General features: G+C 63.8%; 12 protein-coding genes. 6 read left to right on the top strand and 6 right to left on the bottom strand.

The window, feature by feature from the left end; genetic code table 11:
• Positions 1-40: 40 nt before the first annotated feature.
• Complete coding sequence (gene pqqA / locus BM136_RS00085; RefSeq protein ID WP_009277446.1) at positions 41-115, bottom strand: pyrroloquinoline quinone precursor peptide PqqA; 75 nt, start codon at positions 113-115, stop codon at positions 41-43.
• A gap of 104 nt (positions 116-219) precedes the next feature.
• Here pqqA and BM136_RS00090 point away from each other — a divergent pair, with 104 nt between their 5' ends.
• On the top strand, positions 220-1164 hold the full coding sequence (locus tag BM136_RS00090; RefSeq protein ID WP_092970656.1) for an alpha/beta fold hydrolase: 945 nt from the start codon (positions 220-222) through the stop codon (positions 1162-1164).
• Here the strand turns inward: BM136_RS00090 and BM136_RS00095 are convergent.
• A complete protein-coding gene (locus BM136_RS00095; RefSeq protein ID WP_092969126.1) occupies positions 1150-3174 on the bottom strand; it encodes a sigma-54-dependent Fis family transcriptional regulator in 2025 nt (674 codons plus the stop codon). The genes BM136_RS00090 and BM136_RS00095 overlap by 15 nt on opposite strands.
• A gap of 266 nt (positions 3175-3440) precedes the next feature.
• Here BM136_RS00095 and pedF point away from each other — a divergent pair, with 266 nt between their 5' ends.
• Together pedF and BM136_RS00105 are read left to right on the top strand one after the other, a co-directional pair.
• A complete protein-coding gene (gene pedF / locus BM136_RS00100) occupies positions 3441-3926 on the top strand; it encodes a cytochrome c-550 PedF (protein WP_092970658.1) in 486 nt (161 codons plus the stop codon).
• Positions 3927-4020: 94 nt separating this feature from the next.
• Positions 4021-4902, top strand: coding sequence for a substrate-binding periplasmic protein (locus tag BM136_RS00105; protein WP_092969129.1), 882 nt, complete (start codon positions 4021-4023; stop codon positions 4900-4902).
• An 86-nt stretch (positions 4903-4988) separates the two neighbouring features.
• Here the strand turns inward: BM136_RS00105 and BM136_RS00110 are convergent, their stop codons facing one another.
• From BM136_RS00110 to BM136_RS00120, 3 genes are all read right to left on the bottom strand, one after another.
• On the bottom strand, positions 4989-5429 hold the full coding sequence (locus BM136_RS00110; RefSeq protein WP_252690956.1) for a hypothetical protein: 441 nt from the start codon (positions 5427-5429) through the stop codon (positions 4989-4991).
• 326 nt (positions 5430-5755) lie between these two features.
• Positions 5756-6571 (bottom strand): MipA/OmpV family protein, encoded by an 816-nt coding sequence (locus BM136_RS00115; RefSeq protein ID WP_092969135.1) that lies wholly within the window; start codon positions 6569-6571, stop codon positions 5756-5758.
• A 185-nt stretch (positions 6572-6756) separates the two neighbouring features.
• Positions 6757-7029: a hypothetical protein gene (locus BM136_RS00120; RefSeq protein WP_004631175.1), complete on the bottom strand. Its 273-nt coding sequence runs from the start codon at positions 7027-7029 to the stop codon at positions 6757-6759.
• Positions 7030-7434: 405 nt separating this feature from the next.
• Between BM136_RS00120 and BM136_RS00125 the strand changes: the two genes are divergently transcribed.
• The 3 genes from BM136_RS00125 to BM136_RS00135 all read left to right on the top strand — a co-directional run bounded on the left by BM136_RS00125 (position 7435) and on the right by BM136_RS00135 (position 8729).
• The gene (locus tag BM136_RS00125) at positions 7435-7659 is read left to right on the top strand and encodes a signal peptidase (protein WP_092969138.1); all 225 of its coding nucleotides are present in this window, start codon (positions 7435-7437) and stop codon (positions 7657-7659) included.
• Between the two features lie 139 nt (positions 7660-7798).
• Positions 7799-8356: a MerR family transcriptional regulator gene (locus tag BM136_RS00130; RefSeq protein WP_092969141.1), complete on the top strand. Its 558-nt coding sequence runs from the start codon at positions 7799-7801 to the stop codon at positions 8354-8356.
• Positions 8259-8729 (top strand): carboxymuconolactone decarboxylase family protein, encoded by a 471-nt coding sequence (locus BM136_RS00135; RefSeq protein WP_092969144.1) that lies wholly within the window; start codon positions 8259-8261, stop codon positions 8727-8729. Before BM136_RS00130 ends, BM136_RS00135 begins: the two co-directional genes overlap by 98 nt.
• Here BM136_RS00135 and BM136_RS00140 read toward each other — a convergent pair.
• Positions 8669-9985, bottom strand: a complete 1317-nt coding sequence (locus BM136_RS00140; protein ID WP_092969147.1) for a polyamine export protein PaeA — start codon at positions 9983-9985, stop codon at positions 8669-8671. The genes BM136_RS00135 and BM136_RS00140 overlap by 61 nt on opposite strands.
• Between the last annotated feature and the right edge of the window lie 256 nt (positions 9986-10241).

Below are 10241 nucleotides of genomic sequence, written 5' to 3' on the forward strand. Positions count from 1 at the left end.
CGGCGGGCTTGTGGAGCCTTGCGTGCTCAGCCGCGCAGCATCAGCGGTTGGCGATGTACATGGTGATCTCGAACCCGAGTCGCAGTTCGGTGTAGGCGGGCGTTGTCCAGTTCATGTCTCCTCCTTGAGGGTTGGCATAGTTAGTGAGTGCACTGCGTTGTTCAGCGGCTGACGCAGGCGTTTGCCGAACACAGCCGCATCGCCATCAAGGCAACATCCATGCCCACTTTCGACTGGTCAACCACATCCGCCCGCTTCAATCTGCGCACGCCGGACGGCCATTGCCTGCATGTGCGCCAATGCGGGCCCGACAGCGGCGAACCATGGCTGGTGCTGCATGGCGGCCCCGGCAGCGGCTGCACACCTTCAATGGCCGCGTGGTTCGATCCGCTGCTGCATCGCGCCGTGCTGCCGGACCAGCGCGGCGCCGGGCGTTCACGGCCGGCGGGCACGCTACGGCGCAATACGGTGACCGCGCTGCTGGCCGATCTTGAGCAACTGCGCGTCGCACTTGGCATTGAGCGTTGGGGCGTGGTCGGTGGGTCATGGGGTGCAGCGCTGGCACTGGCCTACGCCGATCGCTTTCCCGATGCCGTATCGGCACTCGTGCTGCGCGGCGCTTTCCTGACCGGTTTCGACGATGTGCAGGCGCTGTTCAACGCGCGCGGCGCCGGCCGTGATCTCTTGCGAAGCATCGCTGGGCGAGGTGAGGGTTTTCCCGCAGCCCGTGGTCGCCTTCTCGTTGCAACAGACATGTTGCAGCTTGGTACAACTGTTCAGAAATTGAACATCGCCCGGGCGTGGCAGCACGCGGAACAGCGGCTGTTGGGATTGCGTCCGCAGGCACGTCGCCAGACGTGGCCGGAGCAGCTGGCGTTGGTGCGCAAGTACCAACTGCAGGCGCATTACCTGTATCGGCGGGCGGGGCTCGGGAAATCTGCGTTGCTGCTGGCGGCTGCGCGCATCGGTGCGAGGGGATTGCCCGTCACGCTGCTGCATGGGCGCAAAGACAACGTTTGCCGACCCGGCAATGCGCTGCGGTTGTCTGCAGCGAATCCGCATGCGCGGCTGGTGTGGGTGCCTGGCGGGCACCTCGCGGTGGGCGAGATGGCGAAAGCGCTGGGCGCTGCCATCCGTGCGTCGGCGTGGTCAGTCGGTATCTGAGGGCAGGCCGCCGGCTTCGTCGATCCTGCGGTAGATCGTGTTGCGCGAAATGCCGAGCGCCTTGGCAGCAGCGGAGATGTTGCCGTTGTGCGCCTTCACGGCCGCCATGATGGCCATGCTCTCCACATCGGCCAGCCGCTTGGGCTGCGTGCCGCCAACGGTTTGAGCGACAGGCGGCGCAGCCGCTGCCACCGCGCCTGCCCCTGCCACGTTCGCAGCCGGCTGGTCACCATGCCGCGCCTGCCAGTCTTCAAGAAAATCGTCGGGCAGATGGTCCTCGGTGATCTCCGGCGCGCCTTCCGCCATCAGCCGGGCGGTGCGCAGCAGATTGCCGAGCTGGCGGATGTTGCCGGGCCAGTGGTAGCTGCGGAACATCTGCATCACGGCTTCGCTGATGGGGGGCGCGTCGGCCTGTTCGAGCTTCAGCAGCTTGTCGGCTACGACGTCCAGGTCGGTGCGCTCGCGCAATGCAGGCAGGCGCACGACCAGCCCGTTCAGGCGGTAATACAGGTCTTCGCGGAACTGCCCGCTGGCCACCATCTCGCGCATGTTGCGGTGGGTCGCGCATACGACCGCCACATCCACCTGGATCAGCTTGTTGCTCCCCAGCGGCGAAACCGCACGCTCTTGCAGCGCGCGCAGCAGGCGGGCTTGCAGGTGCAGCGGCATGTCGCCGATTTCGTCGAGGAAGAGCGTGCCGCCGTTGGCCAGCACCATCTTGCCGATGCCGCCTTTCTTGCGCGCGCCCGTAAAGGCGCCTTCTTCGTAGCCGAACAGTTCGGATTCAATCAGCGCTTCCGGAATCGACGCGCAATTCACGGCGATGAAGGGGCCGGCGTGGCGCGGGCTGTCGGCGTGGATGGCGCGCGCGAGCAGTTCCTTGCCGGTGCCCGTTTCGCCCAGGACCATGACAGGGATGTCCTTGCCGATGACCTTGCGCAGCTTGCCGATCACGGTCTGGATCTGCGCGTCGCCGGTATCCAGCGCCTCCAGGCTGGCCGGTTGCCGGGATGGCTCGATGTAGGCCCGGCGCGGTGCTGTGTCGCGGTCGATCGAAAGATCTGCGCCCATCGCGCCGCCCACCATGTGGCTGGCCGGCCGTTTCCATTCGACGCGCGCAAACACCTTCACGCCGCTGGGCAACTGCAACTGCACGATGCCTGCCGCTGCGGTGCGTTCCCGGTCGATCAACTGCGACATCGACAGCCCGAACAGCGAGGAAAAGGTATGTGCATGCAGCGCGCGGATCGACAGGCCAAGCTGGAATTCGCCGCTGCGGTTGGCCGACAGGAAGCGCCCCGCTGGCGTGAACGCCGCAATGCCCTCGACCAGCGTGCCGATGAATTCAGGGCGCGAGTGGAAGTGGATGCAGACCACGTCCTGGAACGTGTTGGCAAACAACTGATTCTCGATCATCTGCGCCGACATGCGCACCAGCGCCATGGTGTGCTTGTGGAAGCCACGATGATCACCCGTCACATCGAGCGCACCCACGGTGGCGCCGTACGGATCGAAGATCGGCGCACACGAGCAGGTGAGGAACTGGTTGGCCTGCAAGTAATGCTCGGAGCCGTGGACCAGCGTGGGTTTGCTCTCGGCCAACGCCGTGCCGATGGCGTTGGTGCCGCGGCTCGCTTCCGACCACAGCGCGCCGGGCTGCAGCGCCACCTTGCTGGCCTGAGCGAGGAAATCGTCGTCCCCCATCGAATGCAGGATCAGGCCTGACGTGTCGGTCAGGATCACCATACTCTGCGTGTTGACGATCTGGCTGTAGAGCGTCTCCATCACGGGCAGCGCATGCGTGAACAGCGACTGGCTGCGCTCGATCTCGGTTTTCAGCTCGTTGTGCAGCACCGGGCAAAAGTCGGGCGACTCATAGGGCCGCAGGCCGTACGACTTGGATCGCTCGTGGGACTGCGCGATCAGTTCGGGCTGATCGTTCGGGGCATCACCGAGCGCGGCTGGGGCGTTCTCGGAAGCGCGCGGGTCGGCTGCCGCGTGAGGGGTCATGGTGTGTCTCCTAAAACCTCGCCCGCAATCTGTGTGCGGGTCGCCCGGATCGCCTCATTTGAGCAGGATGCGAACCGGAAGTGTTGCGCCATGAAGCAAGACCCTTGCCAGGGTGTTGCATTCCTGAGCACCTGTGCCAACCGATGCATCCGAGATCCGGAGCGTTTGGCGGATGTTGGCCGTGTCCTCCGGCAGGTTTGCGCCTTGGTATGGCTCTTGCAGAAATGCCTCCCAAAAATCGTTTCAACGACAACAAGGAGACACTCTTGAAAACGCCTCGCAACTTGCTCGCGCTGCTTTCTGCCTGCGCACTTCTGGCCGGGGGATTGCCCACAGCCGCATCCGCTCACGGCGATGTCACGCCTCAGGCCGTAGACACGCACACCTTACCGCAACTCGGTGCCGATTGGCGTCAGGACAATCCATACCGGACGGGCTCCGCACACGACGAAGCGCTGCGCATCGGTTCCTCCGCGTTCAACCAGAACTGCGCCCGCTGCCACGGGCTGGAGGCCATCTCCGGCGGGATCGCGCCCGACCTGCGCAAGCTCGACACCGACTGCATGTCGTTGGCCGACGCCAAGAAGAAGGAAGCCTGCTATGGCGAGGTGTCGCAGTACTTCACCGCCACGGTCCGCCACGGGCGCACCCGCGATGGCCGCGTCTACATGCCGCCGTTTGAAGGCGTGCTGACCCAGGAAGCGGTCTGGTCAATCAAGACGTACTTGGAATCGCGCCGCGTACAGGAGTAGGTCGGCCTGCCACGGTTGGCAGCTTGGCGAGCCGGTGCTGTCCCTGCCTTCGTGTGCATCGGCTCGCTCATTTTTTTCCGCCTGGAGATGTCTCATGAACGCCCGTTCTCGGTTGGCCGCGGCCGGCGCTTTTCGCCGCCTTGCCAGCCTCCTGTTTGCCGCGACAGCCATGGTGGTGAGCGCCGTGCCCGCACACGCCGACATGGCGAAGATCCGCCAGAGCGGCGCCCTGAAGGTCGCGCTGTACAAGGGCCTGCCGCCGTTCTCCGACAGCGTCGGTGGGCAGTTCAGCGGCATCGACGTGGCGCTCGCCAATGCGCTCGGCAAGCAGATGGGGCTGTCGGCATCGCTGCTGCCCTTTGATGCGGATGACGACGGTATGTCGGGCGACCTGCGCAACATGGTCTGGAAGGGGCATTACCTCGGGTACGGCCCGGCCGACGTGATGCTGCATGTGCCGGTCGACCCGAATTTCATTCGCCAGAATGGCCAGGTGCTGATCGTCGCGCCGTACCTTCGCGAAGGCTATGTGCTGGTGTATGACAGCGAGCGCGTCCACAGGGTCAGCAGTTTCGAAGATCTCGCCGGCCAGGCGACCGGCGCCGAGCAGGGATCGGGTGGTGCGAGTGCGCTGCTTTCCAGCGCCAACGGTGCCCTGCGCGACAAGGTGAAGATCTATCCGGAGGCCAACGAAGCCCTGCGCGCGCTGTTCTCCGGCCAGATTGCCGCGGCAATGGTGACGCGGGCGCAATATGAAAGTGCGCTGAAGGCGCAGAACCAGTCTGCCACACGCTTTGTGGCGACCGAACTGCAGTCGCCGCTGCTGCCAGCACGTGGCTGGGCGATCGGCATGGCCGTCAAGGCGGATCAGCGTGAACTGGCGCAGGCGCTGGAGAGCGCGCTCAATGCGCTGCGCGCCAGCGGCGAGCTGCAGCGCATCTTTGCACAATACGGCGTGTCGATGGTGGCACCGTAGGCGCCACCGTCTGCACACGGAGCCGAACGTGTCGACGTACCTGACGCACTGGCCGTGCGGGCTGGCCGCCCCGGCCAGCTCACGTGCTACGCCTTCTCCGCCGCGGCGTGCTTGGAGGGCAACGCGCTCACGTTGTCATCAAACTCCGAATCCACAGGGATCTTCGAGAAGTGGTGGATCTTCGGCGCGTGCGAGTCGTCGACCTGCGCGTCGTGCGGGTCGATGAACGACATCGCCGTGCGGCGCTTGAGCAAGTGTGAGTCGCGCGATTGCGATTCGCGCCACAGCTCGGCCGTGAACTTGAGACCGGCGCGCAATGCGTGGGCGCTTTCCTGCTTGCCCTTGCGCTGGTCGGAGACGCGCTCGATGCCCTTCTTGACGACGTCTTCCAGGAACGTGATACGGGCGCGGTAATAGTCCGCGTGCATTTGTGCATCCATCACGCGCTGCTCTGCCTGGTACAGCTCCATGCGCAATTCGCTTAGCGCGCGTTCGGCCTGCTTCTCGGGAGAGGGTGCGTGGCTCAAGGCCCAGTTTGCAATCCACCGCAACATGGTCAAGCCCTCCTGTCTTGCGGTGTCCGCCGTCGGTGGGAAGACACCGTTCACTGCCCGCGCATTGATCGGAAGTGATCGCCGCTTGCCAAACAGACTAGCAAAAAAACCAGGGCGATTGCGCTAGTCCACGTGCATGCCTGTTGTGAAAAGGAAGCATGGTCCGTTTGGGTGAGAGGCGCGCTGGCCAAGTTCTGATCTCATAGGCAGATTGCCTCGTGTGCACAGTGTGCGAGGCAAACGTCACCCACCCGCGCAAGCGATTGCGCACACTGCGGCGCCCAGTCTTGGGCGCGATGTCAGCGGAACCGGTACGTGAGCGAGGCCATGGCTGTGGTCTGCTGGCGGCGCTGCGTGATCGGGCTGTCGGCCGCATCTGCGTGCAACCGCGCAACCGTGAGCGAGCCATTGGCCGTCCACCGGTCGTCGAGCTTGCAGGTGACGATGGCGTTGAAGTGGATGTCGCGCAGCCCCGCATGCGTGGCAAATACCGGCAGGCCCGAACGGGCGCTTTGCCCATCGTCCACGCCAAAGAACGTACGCATGTACTGACCGTTCGTCCACGACACGCCGGTGCCAAGGCTGAACAGCCAGCGGCCGACCGGCGCGCTCGCGTAGGCATCGGCATTGGCGATCAACCCCTGGCGGTTACCTAGGATGTCCTGCTCCGCATCGGTGGACAGCGTGAGGAACGACACCGTGTACTGTGCAAACGCCTTTGCTCGCACCGTGGCGTTGACATTGCCCAGACCATTCAGGCGCGCGTCGTCATGCGCATGGCGCCACGTCGGGTCGAACTGGAAGTTGCCGCCCACCTGCCACGTGTCGTTGTTGGCGAGGTACACGCCGGCAAAGTCCATCCCCTTGGAAAAGAACCGGCGCTTGTATTCGATCTCCTGATCGATCCACGGAAACACGAAGCTCGATTTCGCGCCTGGGTACTTGGGCGACATGTAGATCGCTGGGCCGACAGCAATGCTCCAGTCGCTGGCGTCGGCGCTGTTTTCCGCGTTGGCGGCGGCTGCTGTCTGTGCCGTCGCGGTAGTGCTCAATGCGCCGATGGTCATCAGAAGGAAGAACGCAAAGCGGGGCACGGCACGCGAGGACAGCGGCATGGGTGGGCGGAAATTCGAAAGGAATGTGAGCGACGGAAACGGCGGGCACGCCATTCTAGTGGAACCGTCGGAGCGCTGGACCCCGATCGAAGAGGGGAAGCCTCTGAGGCATCTACATGGATGCAATGGGAAACAGGCAAAAAAAACGCCGGGAATATCCCGGCGTCTTTCATGGGGCGACTGCCTTATTGCTTGGCGGGCGCGGCGGCCTTCGGTGCCGAAGCGGCGTCGGTCTTCGCTTCCGACTTGGCTGCAGCCTTGTGGGCCTTCTTGTGAGCGTGCTTCTTCTCGTGCTTGGCTTCAGCCTTCGGTGCCGAAGCGGCATCGGTGGTCGTCGCTGCAGCGGTCGCTGCCGGTGCGGGTGCCGCGGCCGGTGCGGAGGCTGTGCCAGCTGCGAACACGGGGGCTGCGAAGGCACCAGCAACGATCAGAGCGGCCAGGGATTGAGCGACTTTCATGTGAGACTCCTTAATCAGATACAAGCGGGATGTTGGGACTCCAGATACATGGATCTCGTCCCATTTGCGATCCATGCCTCCAAAAACGCCTGACATTGCGCACGCGCTGACCGCCGTTTGTAAGCGTTCTGCCCACGGTGTAAGCGCGCGTAACAAGGTGGGGTTTCGCTACTTCCGATGTCTGTCGCGATGGGTTGAGACACATCAAGGCCCGGCCCCGCGCATCGGCGTACCGTCAGGCTTCAGGTGGACAACCGATGGCGCCTACACCACACTGCGTGGTGATGCGCGGGTCATTCCGATGTCGGACCGCGCATTGCACAGCAGGCGTGGGAGCGCATTGGGTCACGCTCCACCCGATACCGGAACGCGCCACAAACCAGTCTCTTCTATAAGGACAACACGATGAACAAGCTCCTGGCAGCCCTCGTGGCTACAGTCTTCAGCGCCGGCGCATTTGCGCAGGCTTCCGCTCCGGCGGCACCCGCTGCGCCGGCCGCCGCTGCGCCGGCACCTGCAGCATCGGCACCGGCCGCAGGCGAGAAGAAGGCACAGCACCACAAGAAGAAAAAGAAACGCGACCATCGTCCGAAGCAGCAGGACAAGAGCGCGTACGGTGTGGGCGGCTGATCCACGGCGGTCCGCCAGTTTTTCTGCACACCACGGCGCCGGCCTCTCACAGGGGGTCGGCGCTTTGTTTTGTGCGGTCCGGAAAAAGTCGCGTAAAGTCGCTTGACTTAGAGTGCACTCTAACTTCTAAGCTCCGTTCATGACCACATTCCTGACCATCGCCCAAGTTGCAGAAGCCACCGGCCTGTCGACGCATACGCTGCGCTATTACGAGCGCATCGGCCTGCTCGACAGCGTGCAGCGGCGCGATAACGGCCATCGTGTCTTCCGTGCCGAAGACATGACGTGGCTTGAGTTCCTGCTGCGCCTGCGCGATACCGGCATGCCGATCGCGCAGATGCAGGCGTACGCCGCGCTGCGGCGGCAGGGCGACAGTCTGGAAAGTGTGTCGGCGCGCCAACGCCTGCTGGAATTGCATGCTGCGGCGCTGGAAGCGGAGCTGCGCGCGCGGGCCGAAACGCTGGCCGTGCTGCGCGTCAAACTCGTCGTCTACGACGGCATCCGGGCTCGCATTGAAGCCGTGGAAAACGCGTCAGGCCCCGCTTCCTCATCTTCCAAATCGAAACGCCAGCCAAAACGCCAACCGAACGAGGACGCGCATGACACCGAACACGCACACCGCACAAGCCGCAAACCACGCCAACCTGCAGGACGACCGCTACGTACGGGGCTGGCAAAAGCTGAAGGAAGTCGATGATGTAGCTGGCGAACGCGTGGTCGAGGCCATGGCCGACATCTCGCCCGACCTCGGCCGCTACATCGTCGAATTCGGGTTTGGGGATGTCTACAGCCGCCCGGGCCTGACGCTGCGCGAGCGCGAGATCGCCACCATTGCCGCGCTCACGGCGCTGGGCAACGCGGCACCGCAGTTGAAGGTGCACATTGCGGCCGGGCTCAACGTCGGGCTCACGCGCACGGAGATCACCGAGACGATCCTGCAGATGGCGCTATACGCGGGCTTTCCGGCGGCGCTCAACGGCATGTTTGCCGCCAAGGAAGTCTTTGCCGCTCACGACGCCGAGAGCGTGGCCCCGGCCGGCGGATCGATGCGCCGCGAAACCAGCAACTGATCGATCCGGTGGTTGTCGATATCGAGCACTTCAATATGCAGCGGCCCGATGTCGACGGTTTCACTTTTCTTGGGAATGCGCTTGAGCGCGTAGATGACCAGCCCGGCAAGCGTTTCGACGTGGTGTTCGCCGGGCAGGTCGTCGAGGTCGAAGGCGCGTTTGACGTCGCCCAGCGGTGTGACACCGTCGATCAGGCATGAGCCGTCATCGCGGCGCACGATCTGCTCGTCTTCGCCCAGATACAGGATGTCGCCCATCACCGCGCCGACAATGTCGTCGAGCGTCACAACACCCACCACCAGCCCATATTCGTTGACCACCGCGCCAAAGCGTTCGTGCATCTCGCGAAAGCGCGTGAGCGCCTGAGACAGGTTGAGCGTGTCCGGCAGCACCAGCAGATTCTTGTCGTAATGCTTGCTGATGTTGCGGATCACGGCGGAGGACTCTTCCGACAGGATCTGCTGCAGGATGTCCTTGGACGCGATGAAGCCGAGCACTGAGTCGATGTCTTCGCGGCAGACGAGGTATTCCGCGTGCGGCTGCGCAATGATCTTCATCTTGATCGACTCCACCGGCTCGTCCACCGTGAAGTAGATCACCTCGTCGCGCACGGTCATCACTGAGGTGATGGTGCGTGATTCCAGCTCGAATACGTTTTCGATCATGGCCAGTTCGTGCTTGCGCAGCACGCCGGCTTGCGCACCTGCGCCCACCATGGCGGCGATGTCTTCGGTGGTGATCTGGTCGACGCGGTGCGTCGGCACGCCAAACAGCTTGAGGAACATGTCGGCCGCCCCATTGAACAGCCACACCACCGGCCGCAGCGCACGCAGGCACGACTGCATCGGGCCGATGATCGACATCGCGCAGCGCTCGGGATAAAGCACGGCCAGGCGCTTGGGCAGCAGGTCGGCAAAAAGAATGAATAGCCCCGTCACGATGATGAAGCCGACGATGCTGGCGATCCGTTCCGCGCGGGCAGCCGGCAGCCAGTCGCTCAGCGCCGCGGCCAACGGCCCCGAGATCTGGCTGTCGCCGATGACGCCGGCCAGGATGGCGACTGCATTCACCCCGATCTGCACCACGGTAAAGAAGTTGCCGGGCATGTCCTTGAGTTGCAGCACGCGCATGGCGCGGGTGTCCCCGTCGTCGGCCAAGGTTTGCAGGCGCGTGCGCCGCGACGCCGTGAGGGCAATTTCGGAGGCGGAAAAAAAGGCGCTGATCAGGATCAGCAGGGCAAGGATGAGGGCGGACATGGTGGCGGGGCCGGTCCGGACAAGTCGCGGCGTTGCGCAGCGACAACTGCCCGGTCGCGTGAAATGTGGCTTCAACTGATCATGGTGCAGCCCCAATCGCTTTGTCAAACCACGGCGTGCGCGGCTGATCTCAAACAATTGTTTATGTCCGAGGAGGATGGGCGGCCATCAAAAATGTGGTTTGCCGTGTACCCATGGCATCGGCGATACTTCACCTTCGGACACATTTTCTCGGTATGCCTTGCGGGGCCTGCGT

The organism is Ralstonia sp. NFACC01 (genome assembly GCF_900115545.1).
Lineage (GTDB): Bacteria > Pseudomonadota > Gammaproteobacteria > Burkholderiales > Burkholderiaceae > Ralstonia > Ralstonia mojiangensis.